This window comes from Paenibacillus forsythiae T98 (assembly GCF_000520735.1).
Taxonomy (GTDB): Bacteria; Bacillota; Bacilli; order Paenibacillales; family Paenibacillaceae; genus Paenibacillus_AQ; species Paenibacillus_AQ forsythiae.
This window is the reverse complement of record NZ_ASSC01000008.1, coordinates 1-19,834: the sequence shown is the minus strand read 5'-3', so window position 1 is coordinate 19,834 and position 19,834 is coordinate 1. Positions and strand designations below refer to the sequence as shown.

The following is a 19,834-nucleotide window of genomic DNA, read 5'->3' as shown; positions in this document are numbered from 1 at the left end:
AGGAGTAGTGATCGGGAATGACGAAGAAAGTTGGATTGGTAATATTGTCCCTGATGCTGATGTTTGCTTTGGCCGCATGCGGCGGCAGCTCCACGAATTCCGCTCAGCAATCCGCAGCCCCGGATTCCAGCAGCGCTCCGGCGGGGGCGGCATCGGACGAATTGACTCCTGAGCCTGGCGCCAAGCTCATATTCTGGCATCCCAAGACTCCTTTCTCTGAATATGCGGTACAAGAGTTCGAGAAAAAGTACAACATTCCCGTAACGCTTCAAGATGTCGGTTACGACGCCATTCTGAATAAATATAAAGCCGACGGCCCGGCCGGAAAAGGCGCAGACGTCTTCGTTCTTGGCAGCCTTGATTTGGGAGATGCCGTGAAGTCGGGCAGTGTGCTGCCCAACGATTATTTTGAAGAAGACACCAAAAATATGATGCTCGACCAGGCGATTAACTCCTTCTCGTGGGACGGTATTCTCTACGGTTACCCAAGCTATGCCTATTTGCCCGCCATATTCATCAACAAGGATCTGGTGAAAGACGCCAAATTCGAAACCTGGGATGACATTAAAGCTTTTGCGAAACAGTTTAACGATGTCAAGAACAATAAATACGGATTTTTCTTTGAGGCCAACTCCAAGGACAGCGCTTATCCGTTTATGGCTGCTGAGGGCGGTTATTATTTCGGCAAAGACGGAACGGACCCTGGCGATATTGGCATCAACAATGAGGGCGCGGTTAAAGGGTTGGAATATTTCAAAAGCCTGAAAGAGATTTTACCGTTAAAAGCAGCGGATGCGTCCGGTGACGTTAAGACCAGCCTCTGGGAACAAGGTAAAATCGCCATGATTATGGATGGAACGTGGAACAGCGGAAAATTCAAGCAGCTGCCGTTCAAGGTAGAGTCCATGCCGCTGCCCAACCTGCCTGACGGAAAAATGGCTCCGGTAATGACCGGCGTTGGGGGATTCTTCGTCGGGTCGTATACGCAATATCCGAACGCCGCCAAGTTGTTCGCCAACTTCCTGATGTCGGAAGAAATGCAGATGAAGATCAATGAAGTTACCGGATTCCTTCCTTTGGCCAAAAACCTGCAAAATGAAGAGCTGTACAAGGATGATCCGGTTACCCTGGGCTTCATTCGCCAATTGAAGCAATCCCATTTCTACCCGATTATTCCTGAAATGAAGGTTCTGGCGTACAACGATACCATATTCACGCCGACGATTGAACAAATATGGGACGGCGCCGACGTCAAGACATCATTGGATAAAGCCGCACAGAGCTTGAAAGATTCGATTGCCGGAAGTCAGTAGTAAATCCCCCCCCGGCAGAGCCTTGCCTTGCCGGGGGTACCACTATGAATTTTTAAAGGAGTTGGCTACATGTACGAGCACCGCAAGACGCTGGAAGGGGTATATCAGCCTCACAAGGTTGTCGAACATCGTAAGGTTGCGGCAGTCTTGTCTGTTCTTCTCATGGGTCTTGGCCAATTGTACAACCGCCAGTACGGGAAAGGGATTATGCTCCTGATCTTCTCATCTCTCGGGATCTATACGGCGGTTACCCGGCTTCCGCATGCCGTCTGGGGCATTGTCACGCTGGGCGAGAAAGAAAGGCATCTGGAAAAGGTAGGGAAAATCTACAAGCAAGTTATGGGCGATCACTCTATCTTTCTGCTGGTTGAGGGTCTGATTACTATATTCCTGTTGGTTGTATTTGTCTGGATGTATTTTTTGAACATTAAAGATGCGTATCGTACCGGAAAGGCCAGAGAAGAAGGCGGAGCAACGAACACGTTCGTACAAAGTATGAAGTACGTTGCCGAATACCGGTTCCCGCAAATCGCAATTTCGATCCCCATGCTCGGGATTCTGTTCTTCACCATTATGCCGATTATATTCATGATATTGCTGGCTTTCACGAATTACACAATCAACAATCAGCCGCCGGCGCATTTGATTGACTGGCAGGGCTTCAAGACCTTTAAAGATATTTTCGCAATCAAGTCATGGAGTCATACCTTATCTTCGGTGGCGCTGTGGACGTTTGCATGGGCGCTGCTGACCACGCTGACCAGCTTTATCGGCGGATTTGCCGTTGCTCTTGTAGTGCAGCGCAAAGAGGTGCGTTTGAAATCATTCTGGCGGACGCTTTTTATTCTGCCCTACGCCATTCCGGCGTTTGTTTCGACCTTGATTCTGAAGAATATTTTTAACGGCCAGTTCGGTCCGATCAATCAATATTTGAAAATGCTGGGACTTCCTGTGGTGCCCTGGCTTTCCGACCCGACAATGGCGAAGGTAACGCTGGTGATCGTGAACTTCTGGCTGAGCTTCCCGGTGATGATGCTGATGATTATCGGAATCCTGGCCACCATTCCAAGCGATATGTATGAAGCGGCCGATATGGATGGAGCAAGCGGCTTCCAAAAGCTTCGGATGATTACGTATCCGGCTGTTATGTTCTCGATGGCGCCGCTGCTTGTCATGCAGTTCGTCGGCAACATTAACAATTTCAACCTGATCTTTCTCCTCACCGGAGGAAAGCCGGGCAACTCGGATTTCAGATTCGCCGGCCATACCGATATTTTGATTACCTGGATCTATAAGCTGACCATTGACCAGGGCCAATACAATTTTGCTTCGGTTATCGGAATTTTTATCTTCATTATATTGTCGTTCTTTGCCGTCTGGAGCATACGCAACACGAAAGCGTTCAAGGAAGAGGAGGTTAAATAAATGGGTGGTGTCAAATCGAAAAAAATCGTCAGCATCACATCTGTTTATACCTTTCTTATCATCGTTGGCATCATCTCTATCTATCCCGCCATATGGGTCATCATGTCCTCATTGCGCGTCGGAGGCTCGTTATTCAGCGAGTCGCTGATTCCCCGGCAGGTAACGTTCGTTCACTACAAGGAACTGTTTGCCAAATATGATTTCGGGCTCTGGTATTTGAATTCTCTCAAAATTTCGGTAATCAGCACGATTTTTATGACGATGCTGATTTTGCTGACCGGATATATATTTTCCACCTTCCGTTTCAGCGGCCGCAAAACCTTGATGAGCACCTTGCTTGTTCTCGGGCTGTTTCCCTCTTTCATGAGCATGATCGCCGTTTACATTTTGCTGAACATGATGAATCTGCTGGACACGCATCTGGCCGTCATCATCGTCTATGTGGCAGGCTCGCCGGTGTTCTTCCTGTTTGCCAAGAGCTACTTCGATACGATTCCCAAAGGGCTCGTTGAAGCTGCCCGTATTGATGGAGCGAATCACCTGGGCGTTTTTTTCCGGATCGTCGCACCGCTGTCAACGCCTATGATCGTGTATATGGCGCTGCTCAGTTTTACAGGCACGTTCACGGATTTTATCTTCGCGAGACTGGTATTAAGCTCAACCGAGACGAAGACGCTTGCTGTCGGACTGTACGATATGATCACCACCAATTTTTCGAACGACTTTACGGTGTTCGCAGCGGGATGCGTATTGATCGCGATACCGGTCACGATCCTGTTTATAATCATGCAGCGCTTTCTGGTGGACGGTTTGACTGCGGGCGGCGAAAAGGGCTGAACCGCCGAAGCCGGAGTCACGGTATATCTAACATTCATCAACTTTATCGGAACATAAGCAATTGATATTTAACAATATATATTATATATAATATAGTTTTTTTAGAGAGAGAAAGCGGATGGACAAGCAAGGAGTGAATACAAATGACGCAGCCGCCCGACAAGCTAGTTAAAGAAACAACAACCATGGCCGTGTATAAAAGATTATTTGACTATGTAATGAGCGGCCAGTTTGAACCGGGCATCTGGATCAGGGAGCGCCAGCTCAAGGAGATGCTTGGTGTCAGCAGCACACCGATAAGGGAAGCGCTGAGAATGCTTGTGCAGGAGCAGGTGCTTGAACTGGTTCCTCATCACGGCGTCCGTATCAAGGAATATTCGACTAAGGAAATTCAGGATTATTACGAGCTTCGCGCCGAGCTTGAGGGGCTGGCTGCGGAGCTTGCGGCCGAGCGGGGCAGCAAGCTGATGTTCGGCAGGATGGAGGAGATTCTGCACCTGCACCGGGCTTTTGAGACGAAGCGCTCCGATGAAGCGATTGAGCTGAACAACCAGTTTCATGATCTCATCGTGGAAGCCAGCGGAAATCTCTCATTAATAAATACACTCCAACATTTAAGAGTGGGAATTAACTGGATTCAGGTCATGGCATGGAGCCGCAACAAGGACCGGCATTTCAGTACCTTCCATCAGCACCAGGGCATTCTGGATGCATTGATGGCCCGGAACCCGAAGCTGGCCCGTTCCCGGATGCAGGAGCATGTATGGGATTCCATTAAACTCATCATAGAGTCGCCAGGCACGCTGCAAATGGCAGGAGAACTTCGAAAAAGCTAAACGGATGGTACGGAAGGGAGAGGTGACGCATCTATGGAGACGCCTAAGAGTGAAGTGAAGACAGATGTATGCATTGTTGGCGCCGGTCCTGCCGGAATGCTGCTTGGCTTGCTGCTCGCCAAACAGGGAATTAATGTGATCGTACTGGAAAAGAATGCGGACTTTCACAGGGAATACCGCGGGGAAATTACCCAGCCGCGCTTTGTCCAGATGATGAAGCAGCTCAACCTGCTTGACTATATCGAGAGCCACGATCATGTGAAGATCAATGAAGTGGTTGTATTCCACGATCATAAGGAAATCATGCAGCTTTCCTTTGATACCTTGATTGACGAGGAGAGCTACTGTGCCAGACTGACCCAGCCGACGATGCTGGCGGCCCTTTTGGAGAAGGCCCGGAGCTACCCGAACTTCAAGCTCCTGTTCAATACGAAAGTGAAAGACCTGATTAAAGACGGCGACAAAATCATCGGCGTTCATGCGGTGAGAACAGCAGGGGATTCTACAAACGCGGAGGAGCTGGCGGAGGAAGGGAACTTCGATATCCGCGCGGCGGTAACGGTAGCTGTGGACGGCCGGAATTCAACGATGGAAAAGCTCGCCGGCTTCGAACTGGACCTCGACTATTATGTGAATGACCTCCTGTGGTTCTCTTTTGAGAAGCCGGAGTCATGGGACTACAACATTTACCACTTCTACTTCCAGAAAAACTACAATTATCTCTTCCTGCCCAAGCTGGGCGGACTCATCCAATGCGGAATTTCGCTCACCCGGGGCGAGTTTCAGAAAATCAAGGAAGAAGGCATTGAAGCCTTCAAAAGCCGGATTCTCGAAGACCTGCCCATTCTTAAACCTTATGTGGAGCCGATGGAAGACTTCAAGTCCTTTGTTCTCTTGTTATGCAAAATGCGGTATGTCAAGGACTGGGCCAAGGACGGCTGCCTCTTAATCGGCGATGCCGCCCACTGCGTCACTCCCTGGGGCGCGGTTGGCAGCACGCTGGCGATGGGGACCGCCATTATTGCGGCGGATGTGATTTATAAAGGGTTCCGCACCGGCGATCTGTCGCTTGAAACGCTGAAGCAGGTTCAGGCCAGACGCAAGGACGAGGTGAAGATGATCCAGAATCTTCAGGTAACCCTGGAAAGATTCCTGACCCGGGAGCCTGTCAAGAAGGATCTGGCCCCTCATATTTTCAGCATTTGCACCAAGCTCCCGGACATCACGGATACGTACAAGCGCCTTTATACGCGGGAGAAGCCGCTGGACATTGATCCTTCGTTCGTTTTTACCGACTAACCGCCGAGAGGGAGAGGCATTTATGTTCATTACAAAATATGACGGCTATCTGCATATTGTCAATCAATACGATCACTCCATTCAGGCCGGACAGGTTGCGCGCCGCTGGGGAAATGGGCAGTTCCGGCGTCCGGATCATTTTGAGTCGATGTGTCTGGCCGTCGAGAAGCATGATATCGGCTGGGTGGAGTCAGACACGAAGGTGCTGTTCAACCCGGAAACCGGACAACCCGTCCCATTCCTCAGCGTCAATCTGCTCCAGCATGTCGAGTTCTATGGCAAGGGATATGAGCAGGTCAGGGACGAAGACCCGTATGCCGGACTGCTCGTGGGCATGCACTGGATCGGTCTGTACACCAACCGGTTCGGGTATGATCCGTCGTTTACATTCAAAATTCCAGGCGAACTTGCTTCATTCATTGACGAGAATACGATCAGACAGCAGAAGGAATGGGTCGATTTGAAAATGGCCTTGTGGAACCGTGCGGAGCGAAGAAGCCTGTTTGAAGATAATCTGTGGATGAACTATGAATTGGTACAGATGATGGACCGCTTGTCCCAGTACGTATCTATGCTGACACAGGACACGACGGAGAAGTGGGTTCTTGGTCCGGTTCGCCGGACGCTTGGCTCCGAGGGTGAGATGATTACGGTTCAGGGGCAGGGGGATGGCCTTGTTGCCGTCGATCCGTTCCCGTTCGATTCGGTTGTGGAAACGACCGTGCTGCGGCGCAAAATTCCCGATACCCGCTATGCTTCGCATGAGGAGCTTTATGAAGCGATGGAGAAGGCCGAGACCGAGGAGGTTGTCTGGAAGCTGGTTCCGGCAGAAGCTTGAGCATGGATTCCATACCGGATTATATATATTGGCATTCTGCGAAATGATTGTCTGATCTGTAGCTGTAAACGACTAGGAGGGAAATGGGCATGGCTAAAATTTTGATTCATCTTACGCATGGACCTGAAGCGCCGACTCAGGCCGACCGGGCGTTTCTTATCGCCAAGACCGCCATTCAGGAAGGACATTCCGTCTCCATGTTTCTTGCAGGGAGCGCCGTTCAGCTTCTGCGCGACGACATCCTGGACAGCGTGATCGGCGTGGGAGACGGCGTGACGACCGTACGCGAGTCCTATGATGCGATTATTGGAGGCGGAGGGATGATTTATCTCTCCCGGATATCCTGCGGCGCACGGGGGATGACGGAGAAGGAGCTGAGCGGCAAGCAGATTGAACTTGCGGAACCGAACGTGCTGGTGCGTCTGACCGTCGATCATGACCGGGTTATTACCTACGGATAAGGAGGATTGCCAGTGGCGCGAATCTGGGACAACTATCTGGATGAACGGGACAAGAGGGTATATGCGAAGGCGGGTCTGGGCCATGCCATGGGCATCGGCAGCCGTCCGGCCCTGATTATTGTAGATGTGCAGTACGGATTCACAGGCGATTCACCGGAGAGTATCGAGGAATCCATTCAGAAATATCCGACGAGCTGCGGGGAAAGCAGCTGGGAGGCGATTGCCCATATTAAGGAACTGTTAGCAGCCGCAAGACAGGCCGGAATTCCGGTGTTCTTCACGATTATTGAAGGCAGCCGGTCCGCGCCGAATGACCGGATTGCGATTAAAGGCAACATTTTCGATCACCCCGAGCTGCTTGAAGGCGCAAAGGGAGCGCAAGTGGTCAGCGAGCTTGAACCACAGTACGGCGAAATCGTCATTTCCAAGAAGAAGCCGAGCGCGTTCTTCGGAACGCCGCTGATGTCGTACCTGACGGCCCGCCATGTCGATTCGGTCATCGTAACGGGTTGTACGACAAGCGGCTGTGTGCGCGCTTCTGTTATTGATGCCTTCTCTAACAATTTCAAAGTGATTGTGCCGGAGGAATGCTCGTTTGACCGCGGCATTGCCTCTCATGCGATCAATCTGTTCGATATGCAGCAGAAATATGCGGATGTCGTGCCGGTAGCCGAAGTAATCGCGGAACTGAAACCATTAAGCGTTTAATAGGACAAGCAGCCGTTTAACCAATAAACCTGGGCAGCAGAAATGGAGGATACTTATGGAGGTTCAAGGTGAAGTAAAGGTGAAAGCGGGAAAAGAAGCGGTGTGGAAGGCGCTTAACGATCCTGATGTGCTGAAAAAGGCCACCCCGGGCTGCAATTCAATTACGGAGACGGAGACGGATACGTACAAGGCCGATATTACGATCGGAATTGCGGCGGTGCGCGGCAGCTATGAAGCGGAGATTAAGATTCTCGACAAGGATGAGCCGGAGAATTACCGCCTTGTCATGAAGGCGAACAGTCCGGCGGGCTTCATCGAAGGCGACGCCCGGGTTGAGCTTCAGTCCGAGAGCGATTCGGTGACGATTATCAAGTATGACGGAACGGCCCAGGTGGGCGGCCTGATTGCCGGAGTGGGCCAGCGCATTCTGTCCGGGATCGGCAAGATGATTGTGAAAGACTTCTTCAAGAAGCTGGCGAAGGAAGTGTAGGGAAGGGAGGAGCCGCATACCATGAAACCCGCAGCGTTCGATTATTATAAACCGGAAACATTGGCTGAAGCCTTGTCGCTACTGGATGAGTTCGGATATGACGCCAAAATTTTGGCGGGAGGGCAAAGCCTGATTCCGATGATGAATATGCGGCTGGCGAGGCCGCCGGTTCTGATTGATATTAACGGCGTTCCGGGCATGACCGGAATTGAAGTCGGAGACAGCGAGATTGTCATCGGGGGGCTGACCCGCCATTACATGGTGGAGCACTCCGCAGAGATTGAAAGAAGCTGCCCGATGCTCGCGGAAGGCATCAAGCTGATCGGGCATTCGCAGATTCGCTCCCGTGGAACGATTGGCGGCAGCATTGTGCATGCGGACCCTACGGCGGAGCTTCCGGTTATGCTGACCGCACTAGGCGGGAAAGTAACCGTCGTATCGAGCGGCGAGGAGCGGGAATTGACTCCGGAGGAGCTGTTCCTGACCTATATGACGACAACGATTGAACCGAATGAGATTGTCAAGTCCGTGCATTTCCCCGTTATTGCGGAACGGACAGGCCATGCGATTGAAGAGTTTACCCTGCGCAGCGGCGACTTCGCCATCATCATCGCCGCAGCTTCCGTTACGCTGGATGAGGAAGGTCTGATCGAGAGCGCTGCGCTCTGCATCGGCGGAGTGGACGGCGTTCCGGTCAAGCTGGACGAGGTCACCGACGAACTCATCGGCCAAGCTCCGAGCGAGGAATTGTTCGCAGAGAGCTGCGAGCCAATTGTAGATATGGTGGAGCCGGAGAAGGATATTCACGCCAGCGTGGAATACCGTAAGGATTTGTGCGTGGCGCTAAGCCGCCGAGTGCTGAAAAAAGCCGCAGACGAAGCAAAACTGGCCTGACAGGAAGAAAGGGAGGATGAGCGTCCATGACGGAAAAAACCGCGGAATCGAGCCGGTTGAAGACGATAACGTTAAAGGTCAACCATAAGGAATATACGGTTGATGTGGAGCCGCGCATGCTGCTGTCCGATGTCCTGCGCGACGAGCTGAGACTTACGGGAACGCATGTGGGCTGTGAGCACGGCGTATGCGGAGCCTGTACGATTATGATGGACGGCCGGCCTGTCCGGTCCTGCCTCGTGTTCGGCGTGCAGGCGGATCAAGCGGAGATTGTAACGGTTGAAGGGCTGGAAAGCGGGGACGGGGAGCTTCATCCGTTGCAGAACGGCTTCTGGGAGAAGCACGGACTGCAATGCGGATTCTGTACACCGGGCATGCTCATGACGGCTTGTCACCTGCTTGAGCACAATCCGGACCCGAGCCGTGAGGAAATCCGCGAGGCGATCTCCGGCAACCTGTGCCGCTGTACAGGATATCAGGGGATTGTCGATGCGGTGGAATACGCGGCCAAAGAAATGAGGGAAAGGGCGGAGTGACATGTCGATTGGGGCAAGCCTGAAACGGCTGGAGGATTATAATCTCGTAACGGGCAGAGGGCAATATGTCGGCGATCTGCAATTTCCGGATCAATGCGAAGCCGTGATCATCCGGTCCCCGCATGCGCATGCGATCATTCGTTCCATTGACGTAGAAGAGGCCCGGGGTCTTGACGGGGTGCTCCTGATTCTGACGGCGTCCGACCTGCCGGACGACCTGCGTCCGATCCCGATGCGGCTGTCTCCGGACCCGATTCTTGAGAAGGCTCTGCAATATCCGCTGGCTAAGGGCCGCGTCCGTTACGTGGGCGACCCGGTGGCCGTTATTGTCGCGAAGAACCGCTATGTAGCCGAGGACGCCGCGGATTTCATCCATATTGAATATGAAGTGCTCCCCCCGGTTACGGATGCGGTTCAATCGCTGGAGCCGGACGCGCCGATCCTTCATCCCGATGCGGGTACGAATGAAATGTACCTGATTCACGGCAGGAAGGGAGATGCGGCGGAGCGGCTGAAGACATGCGAGCATGTGCTGGAGGAAGAGCTGTACGTGCAGCGGCACTCCGGCATTCCGATGGAAACGAGAGGGCTGCTTGCGCTATGCGATGAGGACGAGCGGCTGACGGTATACGGAGCCGCGAAGGTGGTTCATTTCAATCATCAGCTGATGGCGCGGCTATTGAACAAGAATATCGATGAAATCCGGCTGATCGAAACGGATTGCGGCGGCGGCTTCGGGCCGCGCGGCGAATTTTACCCGGAGGACTATTTAATCCCGTTCGCCGCCATGCGGCTGAAGCGTCCGGTCAGGTGGATCGAGGACCGTCTGGAGCATTTCAAAGCGACCAACCACTCCAGAGAACAGAAGCACCGGGTAACGGTCGGCTTTGACGGCGACGGACGGATTTATGCGCTGCGGGATGAAATCTTCTTCGACCAGGGCGGGTATATCCGGACGCATGGCACAACCGTGCCGTCTCTGACCCAGGCGATGTTCCCCGGGCCATACGATTTCAGCGATATTGAAATCGTAACGCATCTGGTATTGACCAACAAGACGCCGGTCGGAACGTACCGCGGGCCGGGACGGTTTGAGGGGACGTTCGTCCGCGAGCGGGTCATCGACATGGTCGCCGCACATTTGAAGCTGGACCCCACCATAGTCAGGGAACGAAATTACATTCGTCCCGAACAGATGCCCTACAGCAACGGACTGTCCGCTCTCGGTCAAGTCATCGAATATGACAGCGGCGACTATGCCGAGACGCTTGACCGCGCCCGGAAGTTCATGGGCTGGGAAGAGTTCGCCGGGAAGCAGCTGAGGGCCAGAGAGGAAGGGCGCTTTATCGGCCTTGGCTTTGCTTCCTTCGTGGAGAAATCGGGCTTTGGCCCGTGGGAATTTGCCGAGGTGGAGATGCTGCCGGACGGCCGCGTCATTTGCAAGACCGGGCTGACGGAGGTCGGTCAGGGGATTACAACAACGCTGGCGCAAATATGCAGCGATCAGCTCGGCATTCCTTACGATAATGTCAGCGTCGTTCACGGCGATACCGCGCTTGTTGAGAAGGGCAACGGCTCATTCGCCACGCGCGGAGCGGTTGTCGGCGGATCGGCCGCCTGGCACGCGGCCGGACTGCTGAAAGAGAAGCTGCTGAAGGCCGCGGCCGGGCAGCTTGAGGTTCCGGTGGACATGCTCGCCCTCAAAGACGGGGGCGTGGTGTATGCCGAAGCGGGGCAGACCGCTATGACGCTTAAGGAACTGCTGCCTGTCTGCTCGGACCTTGGCATTTCACTCTGTGAGAAATACACGTTCCATATCGAGCATATGACTTACCCTTACGGCTGCCACGCCGCCGAAGTAGAGCTTGATCCGGACACAGGGGCACTGCAAATTCTGAATTACTATATTGCCTATGATCTCGGCAAGGCGATCAACCCGATGCTGGTGGAGGGCCAGCTCATTGGCGGAATGGCCCAGGGACTCGGAGGCGCCATTTACGAGAATTTGAAATATGATGAAATCGGACAGCTTGTGTCCGGCAGCTTCATGGATTATCTGATTCCAACCTCGATGGAGGTGCCGGAGGTTACAACCGAGATTCTGGAGAACTATCCTTCGCCGCTGAATCCGCTGGGGGTAAAGGGTGCGGGAGAAGGCGGAACGGTAGCCGTAGCTCCCGCGATTGCCAATGCGATCGTAAACGCGCTGCAAGAGTACGCGATTCCGTTCACGTCTCTGCCCCTTCGGCCCGAACGCATCCGCGAGGCGCTCAAACGAATGAAGCCGGAGAGGTGATCCAAGCGAGATGAATTCACTGGCGGAAAAGTGGCTTGGGCAATTGACCTTGGATGAGAAAATCAGCTTGGTCGCGGGAAAAGATCTTTGGAGCACAAGCGCTGTTGACCGGCTCGGCATCCCGTCGCTCAACATGAACGATGGCCCTCATGGAGTGAGGAAGGAACAGGATGGCACGCTGCTTGGCCTCAGCAAGCCGGCCACCTGTTTCCCTACTTCGTCCGGACTGGCTTCTTCCTGGGATATCGAGTTAATGGAACAGATCGGCGTGACCTTGGGACAAGAATGCAAGCAGCTGGACGTTCAAATCCTGCTGGGACCCGGCATTAATATGAAACGCTCGCCTCTGTGCGGCCGGAATTTCGAATACTATTCGGAAGACCCCTGCCTTGCGGGGGAAATGGCTGCGGCGTTCATCATAGGGGTTCAGAGCCGGAACATCGGCACGTCGCTCAAGCATTTTGCCTGCTACAATACCGAATTCGAGCGGATGACGATCAGTTCGGAAGTGGATGAACGAACAATGAGAGAGATCTATTTGGCTGCCTTTGAGCGTGCGGTCAAGAAAGCCGAGCCTTGGTCGATTATGAGCTCCTACAATAAAATAAATGGAACCTACGCTTCGGAAAACCGGTTATTGCTGACGGATATTCTTCGCGGCGAATGGAATTTTAGCGGGTTCGTGATGTCCGACTGGCTGGCGGTTAATGACCGGGTGAAGGCTCTTCAGGCCGGACTCGATTTGGAGATGCCAGGCCCAGCCCTATCGAACGGGCACAAGCTCAAAGAAGCCTGGCAGTCGGGCGAGCTTGCCGTGGAGACACTGGATCGGGCGGTTCTGAATGTGCTGTCGGTCGTGGAGAAAAGCCTCGGGAGCGCCGGGTCCGCTCCTGACGAGCTTGATTGGAGCTTTGAGCAAGCCCACCGGCTTGCCCGGACAGCGGCCGAAGAGAGCATGGTGCTGCTCAAGAATGACAATCGCCTTCTGCCGCTTGAGCCATCCAGTCTGCCTTCAATCGCAATTATCGGAAGAAATGCGAAGTACCCGTTAATTCAGGGCGGCGGAAGCTCCAATATCAATCCGTCATTCTTGGAAATTCCTTTCGACGAGATTGTAAAAATGCTGGACTCCGGCACGCAGATTATTTATGCCGATGGATATGATGAAGATGGCGCGGTTAACCAGGGGCTGCTTTCTGAAGCGGTTCGTGCAGCTCTTCAGGCGGAGGTTGTGCTTCTGTTTGCGGGCAGCGCGGAGCTTGAAGGAAACGACAGGGAGAGCATGGATTTACCTGCCGGACATTCAGCGCTGCTGCAAGCTGTGGCGTCTATTCATAAATCCTGTGTTGTTGTGCTGAATAACGGGTCTGCCGTAAATATGTGCGGGTGGATCTCGGATGCGTCCGCCGTGCTTGAGGCATGGCTTCCCGGGCAGGCAGGTGGCAGTGCCTTGGCTCGTCTATTGTTCGGGGAGGCGAATCCTTCCGGTAAACTGGCGGAGACCTTTCCGGTGAAGCTGTCAGACAATCCGTCTTATCTGAATTTTCCCGGCGACAACGGCAAGACGGTATATGGCGAAGGATTATTTATCGGATACCGTTATTATGACCGCAAAGAAATTGAGCCGTTGTTTCCGTTCGGGTATGGCTTGTCTTACACGAGCTTTGATTATACGGATCTTGAGGTTGTCCGGAAACCGGAAGAAGGCAGCTTAGCCGTGTCGTTCAAGGTAACGAATACCGGGAGCAGATGCGGGAAAGAAATTGTCCAGTTGTACGTCTCCGACCCGGATTGCGAGCTGGTTCGCCCCGACCGGGAATTGAAGGGATTCGCCAAGGTTGAACTCTCGCCCGGTGAAACACAGACCGTTACAATGCAATTAGAAAAACGCGACTTCTCCTATTATCATCCGGCTGCCGGAGGCTGGACGGCCGACAGTGGAGACTTTGTTCTGTCTATCGGCGCTTCTTCGCGCGACATTCGCTTGTCCATGCGCGTGCATATTGAATTCACCGGTAAGACCGAAATAACGCTTGACGCAAACAGCCTTCTGAAGCAGTGGCTTAAGACTGAGCGAGGCTTGCAGGCTGTCCGCTACTTGGCTGAGCATGTTGCGGAAGATGAGAACCTGAAAGAGACGATTCTGGCCGGGAAGCTGAGAGGCTTTTTCCTGGAGATGCCATTGTGGAGATTTATCAAGCTTCTGTCCATGGACGGAACGGCAGAGCGCTGGTCCGACCGGATGATGGAAGAGTTATTCGGTCTATAGACTGTGGAGGTGAAGGAATGAAGTATATAGGTCAGTCCATGAAACGGAAAATTGATCCGCGATTGACCAGGGGGCAGGGGCGGTATATTGCCGATATTCACATGGACGGAGCGCTCAGCGCCGCTTTTCTGCGCAGCACGCACGCACATGCCCATATCACGGAAATTGATCTGGAGCAGGCGAGAAGCCTGCCGGGCGTGGTAGCGGTATTCGGCCCTGATGAAGCGGCGGATCTCCCCTGCTTGCCTGTTGTTTTTCCCAATCCCAATCTGATATCCGTTACCCAGCGGCCGCTTGACCGGACCGTTCACCATGTCGGCGAGCCGGTTGCCATGGTCATCGCGGCCTCCAGATATATAGCCGAAGACGCAGTAGATCTGATCAAGATCAAATATGAGAAGCTCCCTGCCGTCTCCTTCCTGGAAGACGCCGCGCGTCCCGGAGCGCCGCTGGCCCACCAGCATATGGAATCCAATGTGGCGATGAACATCAGTCAGTCGATCGGCAACGCCCATGAACGGATGAAGGAAGCGGATGTCGTCGTCAGCCACCGGTTTGAAATCGGCCGGGTGAGCTGTCTGCCGATTGAGACGCGCGGACTGCTCGCGAAGTGGACCTACCACCAGCCGGAGCCTATGCTGGAGGTGCACGCCGCAACGCAGAGCCAGCATGAGATGCGTAAAATTCTGTCGGAAATGTTCCGGATCTCGGAGCATCAGGTTCGGGTTATGGCCCCGGATGTCGGCGGGGCTTTCGGCGCGAAGGCTCCGTTCTATGTGGAGGATCTGCTCATTCCGTGGGCCTCGCTTCAGGTGGGCGCTCCGGTGAGCTGGATTGAAGACCGGATGGAGCATATGATGAGCTGCATCCACGAGCGGGAACAGATTCATGAGGCGACGCTGGGCGTAACCAAGGAAGGAAAAATTGTAGCGGTTATCGACAAAGGTCTGGCGAGCACGGGCGCTTACGTGCCGTGGGGCGTTATCGTCCCTATCATCACATCCTCACTGATTCCCGGTCCATACCGCGTAACCGACTATGCCTGTGAAATCGACGTCTTCTATACGAATACGGTTCCGCTCGCGCCATACCGGGGGGCAGGCAGACCGCAGGCGGCCATGATTCTGAACCGGCTGCTGGATGAAGCGGCTCATGTGCTGAATATGGACCCGCTTGAAATCAAGCGCCGCAATCTGATTCAGGCGGACGAATTTCCATACCGCACCGGTCTTCTGTCAAGAGACGGGAAGCCTCAGATTTATGATAGCGGCAATTTCCCCAAGCTTGTCGAGACCGTTCAAATGGAAGGGGAGTACGCGCATTGGCGCAAGCTTCAGGAGGAGTACCGGAAGCAGGGCCGAAATGTCGGAATCGGAACGGTCGTCTGCATCGAGAACACCGGCTTCGGCAATTATGAAGGAGCGACCGTCCGCGTGGAGGATACGGGCGTAGTGACGGTGTTTACAGGCGCGGCCACCCAGGGGCAGGGGCATGAAACGTCTCTGGCCCAGGTTGCGGCGGAAGTGCTGGATGTCCCGCTGGAGCAGGTGATCGTCCGGGAAGGCGATACGAGCCTCTTTCCGTATGGCACAGGTACATTTGCCAGCAGAATTGCAACCATTGCGGGCAACGCAGTGTACAAGGCGGCTCAGAAGGTGAAGCAGCATGCGCTCCGGCTTGCGGCGCATGAGCTGAATGTGCCGGAAAGCGCGCTTGAACTGGCCGGCGGATATGTCCGGCACAAAGACGAGCCGGGTATACACATTTCGCTGGGAGCCTTGTCCCATGCGGCGAAGGGGGGCGCTCCGGGGAAAACCTACGATCTTCCAACCGATCCGATGCTGGAGGCAACCGATTATTTTGCTCCCGAGGGCGCGGCCATTACGTCGATGTCCGATATGGCTGTCGTTGAGGTAGAACCCGAGACTCTGCAAATCAAGGTGCTGCATTATGTATCGGTTCACGACAGCGGCAAGCTGCTTAATCCGCTGATTGTGACCGGGCAGTATCAGGGCGGCATATCGAACGGAATCGGCAACGCCTTATATGAAGAAATTGTCTACGACCGGGAAGGGCAGCTTCTGACCAGCAGCCTGATGGATTATCTCGTCCCTTCTTCCACGGAAATTCCCGAAATGACCATTCATCATATTGAGACGCCGTCTCCGCTGAATCCGCTTGGCGTCAAGGGAGCCGGTGAAAGCGGGTCGATACCGGTTCTCGCCGTTATCCAGTCGGCCGTTCAGGATGCGCTGCGGCACACCGGCGTCAAAATTCATAAAATACCGGTCAAGCCTGTGTATCTGAAGGAGCAATTGAGCAAAGCGGCGCTGGAGCAAGGCGAAGTTGCGGTTCAATAATAGCCAAGCTTCCGTAAACGTGAAGGGGGCCGGGCAGTTGAAATACCCGAATTCATAACAACAGCAAGCTTCCCGTCGCCGGGAGCTTGCTGTTTTACAGACTGAGGATACCCGAATGTATACCGCCTGTCTCTAGTTCGTACTTTCCCGAATCGCCAGGTAGTGCGTTACATTGGAATGCTGCGGGATATCCGAGGCGCCCTTAATCATTTTGATCAGGTTGCGGGTGGCCGTCATGCCGATTTCCGCCGCCGAGTATTCCACCGTAGAGAGCCGGGGGCGGAAGATGGACGATAGATAGCTGCCGTCAAATCCGAAGATCGCGACGTCCTCCGGAATTCTCAGTCCCTGATCCAGCACATAATTCATTGCCCCGATTGCCATCCAGTCCGTGGAGCAGAATACCGCGGTCGGCATTTCGCCGGTCTCCGCCAGCCTGCGCATCGCGTTCATCCCGTCTTCCACGGACAGCTTGCTCCGCGCAACCCAGTCCTCCCGGACCGGAAGCCCCGCATCGCCCATCGCCTGGCGGAAGCCTTGGAAGCGGTCATTGCCAATGCCCGCATCGCCGATTCCCCGGATCATCGCGATGCGGCGGTGTCCCTTTTGGATGAGATGGGTCACAGCTTCGTAAGAGGCGGTGATATTATCCACATGGACGGAAGGAATGGACGGAATATTCGAGATTTGTCCGATCACAACGCAGGGGATGCCCGCCGCTTCAATGGTTTCTACATGTCTTTCCTCCAGCATGGAGCCGACAAAAATAAGGCCCTGCGACTGGATGTTCCCGAACCTTCTCAAATGATCCAGCTCGCTCTCCAGCGTTCCGTCCGTCAGACCGATGAGCAGCTCGTAGCCGTACAGTCTGGAGACGGACCCGATGCCCGCCACCATGTCATTAAGCACGGTCTGGCTGAATTGGGGAGCGATGACGCCGATCAACGCGGAATCGGTTCTGGCCCCATCGCCTGCGGGAATGCCGGATCGGTAATGGGTCTGCCTGATGGCCTCCATGACCCTCATCCGGACATCTTCGTTCACCGGCTTGCTGTTATTGATGACCCTGGAGACGGTGGAGATGGAAACTCCGGCCATTTTGGCAATATCATGAATCGTTACCTTCATCAGTACCCCAACTCCGAACGATAGAATATCCCATCACGGGAAAATATTTTCCTAAATCAGCTGCATAGCTCGAAAATAATATCTTTTTTTCCTGAATGGAAGAGGGAAGCAGCGCTGAAAATGCCAATATTCCAAGCTTTACAGCAGCGGAAAAGGCTAAAATGCAGGGTTTTAGCGCAGGGTTTCAGCAGTGTTTAATAAGTTATCTTCTATTAATAGGTATCATAACACGACCACAGGAGATTTCCAATTGGACTTGACCGGGAAAAATGATTCGTTTTATACTGGAAATAGGAAAAATTTTTCCTTAATGCAGGTTGGAGGAGTGGACAGCAGTGGAACGAGTTTGGTGGAAGGAAGCGGTGGCGTATCAAATCTACCCCCGCAGCTTTATGGACGGCAACGGCGACGGAATCGGCGATTTGCGCGGGGTGATTGACAGGCTGGATTACCTGAAGGATTTAGGCATCGACGTAATCTGGATCTGCCCGGTCTACAAGTCGCCCAATGACGATAACGGATACGATATTTCGGATTATCAGGACATTATGGACGAGTTCGGCACGATGGAGGATTTCGACGAGCTGCTTGAGGAGGTTCACCGCAGAGAGATGAAGCTCATCATGGATCTGGTCATCAACCACACCTCCGACGAGCATCCCTGGTTCATCGAATCCCGGTCGAGCAAGGACAATCCGAAGCGGGACTACTATATATGGGCCGATCCGAAGGACGGCGCGGAGCCGAACAACTGGGACAGCATCTTTGGCGGGTCCATCTGGGAATATGACATGGTGACGGATCAGTATTTTATGCATGTGTTCTCCAAGAGGCAGCCGGATCTCAACTGGGAGAATCCCGATGTGCGCCAGGGTTTGTACGAAATGGTCAACTGGTGGCTGGACAAGGGGATTGACGGCTTCCGGATCGACGCGATTTCGCACATCAAGAAGCTGGCCGGATTTCCCGACCTTCCGAACCCGGAAGGGCTGCGCTATGTGAGCGCTTTTGAAGGACATATGAACCGGGAAGGCATTCATGATTTCCTTGAAGAGCTGAAGCGCGAAACGTTCGACAAATACGATATTATGACCGTCGGGGAAGCGAGCGGGGTTACGGCGGAAGATGCGGAGCTGTGGGTCAGCAAGGAAAAGGGCAAGTTCAACATGGTATTCCAGTTCAACCATATGCATCTGTGGGACCAGAGCCTGGACAGCGGCTTCGACCTGCCGACCTTCAAGAAGGTGCTGACCGAATGGCAGATAGGGCTCGAAGGCACCGGCTGGAATGCGCTCTTTATGGAGAATCACGATAAACCCCGCTCGGTTTCCACCTATGGCAATGACGGACCGCTGCGTGTTCAGTCGGCCAAGGCGCTGGCTACGATGTATTTTCTGATGCAGGGGACGCCTTTCATCTACCAGGGACAGGAGATCGGCATGACAAATGTGCAGTTCCCGTCCATTGACGATTATGACGATGTGCATATGAAGAATGTATATCGTCTTGAAAGGGAAGCAGGCAAGTCCCATGAGGAGATTATGCAGGTCATCTGGAAGAACGGCCGGGACAATTCCCGAACGCCCATGCAGTGGACGGCCGGGGAGCAGGCGGGATTTACAGCGGGAACGCCATGGATGAAGGTGAACCCGAATCACAAGGAAATCAATGTGGACAGCGAGCTTGAGAATCCCGATTCGATCTACCATTATTACCGGAAAATGATCCATCTCCGCAAAAGCCATCCGGTCGCCGTTTATGGCGCATATGACCTGATCCTGCCGAAGCACAAGCAGATTTATGCCTATACCCGGACGCTGGAGGACGACCGGCTGCTGATTATTACCAACCTGTTCGCGGAAGAGGCGCTGTTCCATCTGCCCAAAGCGGTCCGTTACAGTACCGCCGAACTGCTGCTCTCGAACTATGAGGCTCCCGTGGGCGGCAGCATCCGGACAATCAACCTGAAGCCTTATGAGGCAAGGGTGTATCGTTTGATTCAAAACCGGTGATTGGGTCAAAATAAACCTCGAAGGAGATGATGGCATGGCTTCGAGACACAAGCGCTATGGGTTCATTCTGCTAATGCTGTTCCTTCTCGTTCTCGCCGGGTGTTCCCGGAATAACGCGTCTGACGGCAATGG

The 19,834-nt window shown here is 53.7% G+C and carries 16 protein-coding genes; 15 read left to right on the top strand and 1 reads right to left on the bottom strand.

Annotated features, from left to right (window positions below; translation table 11 throughout):
* Nucleotides 1-17: 17 nt before the first annotated feature.
* The 14 genes from L692_RS0100295 to L692_RS0100230 all read left to right on the top strand — a co-directional run bounded on the left by L692_RS0100295 (nucleotide 18) and on the right by L692_RS0100230 (nucleotide 16,562).
* Nucleotides 18-1,313, top strand: coding sequence for a sugar ABC transporter substrate-binding protein (locus L692_RS0100295; RefSeq protein WP_025696130.1), 1,296 nt, complete (start codon nucleotides 18-20; stop codon nucleotides 1,311-1,313).
* Nucleotides 1,314-1,382: 69 nt separating this feature from the next.
* Nucleotides 1,383-2,738: a carbohydrate ABC transporter permease gene (locus L692_RS0100290; protein ID WP_025696128.1), complete on the top strand. Its 1,356-nt coding sequence runs from the start codon at nucleotides 1,383-1,385 to the stop codon at nucleotides 2,736-2,738.
* A complete protein-coding gene (locus L692_RS0100285) occupies nucleotides 2,739-3,575 on the top strand; it encodes a sugar ABC transporter permease (RefSeq protein ID WP_025696126.1) in 837 nt (278 codons plus the stop codon).
* A 143-nt stretch (nucleotides 3,576-3,718) separates the two neighbouring features.
* On the top strand, nucleotides 3,719-4,411 hold the full coding sequence (locus tag L692_RS0100280) for a GntR family transcriptional regulator (protein WP_025696124.1): 693 nt from the start codon (nucleotides 3,719-3,721) through the stop codon (nucleotides 4,409-4,411).
* Nucleotides 4,412-4,444: 33 nt separating this feature from the next.
* On the top strand, nucleotides 4,445-5,710 hold the full coding sequence (locus L692_RS0100275; RefSeq protein WP_025696122.1) for an FAD-dependent monooxygenase: 1,266 nt from the start codon (nucleotides 4,445-4,447) through the stop codon (nucleotides 5,708-5,710).
* A gap of 22 nt (nucleotides 5,711-5,732) precedes the next feature.
* Nucleotides 5,733-6,548 carry a DUF3891 family protein gene (locus L692_RS0100270; protein WP_025696121.1) on the top strand — a complete coding sequence of 272 codons (816 nt, stop codon included), beginning with the start codon at nucleotides 5,733-5,735 and terminating at the stop codon, nucleotides 6,546-6,548.
* 89 nt (nucleotides 6,549-6,637) lie between these two features.
* The gene (locus tag L692_RS0100265) at nucleotides 6,638-7,009 is read left to right on the top strand and encodes a DsrE family protein (RefSeq protein ID WP_025696119.1); all 372 of its coding nucleotides are present in this window, start codon (nucleotides 6,638-6,640) and stop codon (nucleotides 7,007-7,009) included.
* 12 nt (nucleotides 7,010-7,021) lie between these two features.
* A complete protein-coding gene (locus tag L692_RS0100260) occupies nucleotides 7,022-7,717 on the top strand; it encodes an isochorismatase family protein (protein ID WP_025696116.1) in 696 nt (231 codons plus the stop codon).
* 55 nt (nucleotides 7,718-7,772) lie between these two features.
* Nucleotides 7,773-8,207 (top strand): SRPBCC family protein, encoded by a 435-nt coding sequence (locus tag L692_RS0100255; RefSeq protein WP_025696114.1) that lies wholly within the window; start codon nucleotides 7,773-7,775, stop codon nucleotides 8,205-8,207.
* Between the two features lie 21 nt (nucleotides 8,208-8,228).
* Nucleotides 8,229-9,101: an FAD binding domain-containing protein gene (locus L692_RS0100250; RefSeq protein WP_025696112.1), complete on the top strand. Its 873-nt coding sequence runs from the start codon at nucleotides 8,229-8,231 to the stop codon at nucleotides 9,099-9,101.
* 26 nt (nucleotides 9,102-9,127) lie between these two features.
* Nucleotides 9,128-9,637, top strand: coding sequence for a (2Fe-2S)-binding protein (locus L692_RS0100245; protein WP_036721092.1), 510 nt, complete (start codon nucleotides 9,128-9,130; stop codon nucleotides 9,635-9,637).
* A 1-nt stretch (nucleotide 9,638) separates the two neighbouring features.
* Nucleotides 9,639-11,933, top strand: coding sequence for a xanthine dehydrogenase family protein molybdopterin-binding subunit (locus L692_RS0100240; protein WP_025696107.1), 2,295 nt, complete (start codon nucleotides 9,639-9,641; stop codon nucleotides 11,931-11,933).
* Nucleotides 11,934-11,943: 10 nt separating this feature from the next.
* Nucleotides 11,944-14,202, top strand: a complete 2,259-nt coding sequence (locus tag L692_RS0100235; RefSeq protein ID WP_025696105.1) for a beta-glucosidase — start codon at nucleotides 11,944-11,946, stop codon at nucleotides 14,200-14,202.
* Between the two features lie 17 nt (nucleotides 14,203-14,219).
* On the top strand, nucleotides 14,220-16,562 hold the full coding sequence (locus L692_RS0100230; protein ID WP_025696103.1) for a xanthine dehydrogenase family protein molybdopterin-binding subunit: 2,343 nt from the start codon (nucleotides 14,220-14,222) through the stop codon (nucleotides 16,560-16,562).
* Between the two features lie 132 nt (nucleotides 16,563-16,694).
* On the opposite strand, the gene L692_RS0100225 is transcribed toward L692_RS0100230, so the two are convergent.
* Nucleotides 16,695-17,690 carry a LacI family DNA-binding transcriptional regulator gene (locus L692_RS0100225; RefSeq protein WP_051503414.1) on the bottom strand — a complete coding sequence of 332 codons (996 nt, stop codon included), beginning with the start codon at nucleotides 17,688-17,690 and terminating at the stop codon, nucleotides 16,695-16,697.
* A gap of 335 nt (nucleotides 17,691-18,025) precedes the next feature.
* Here L692_RS0100225 and L692_RS0100220 point away from each other — a divergent pair, with 335 nt between their 5' ends.
* The gene (locus tag L692_RS0100220; RefSeq protein WP_025696099.1) at nucleotides 18,026-19,702 is read left to right on the top strand and encodes a glycoside hydrolase family 13 protein; all 1,677 of its coding nucleotides are present in this window, start codon (nucleotides 18,026-18,028) and stop codon (nucleotides 19,700-19,702) included.
* The last annotated feature ends 132 nt before the right edge of the window (nucleotides 19,703-19,834 follow it).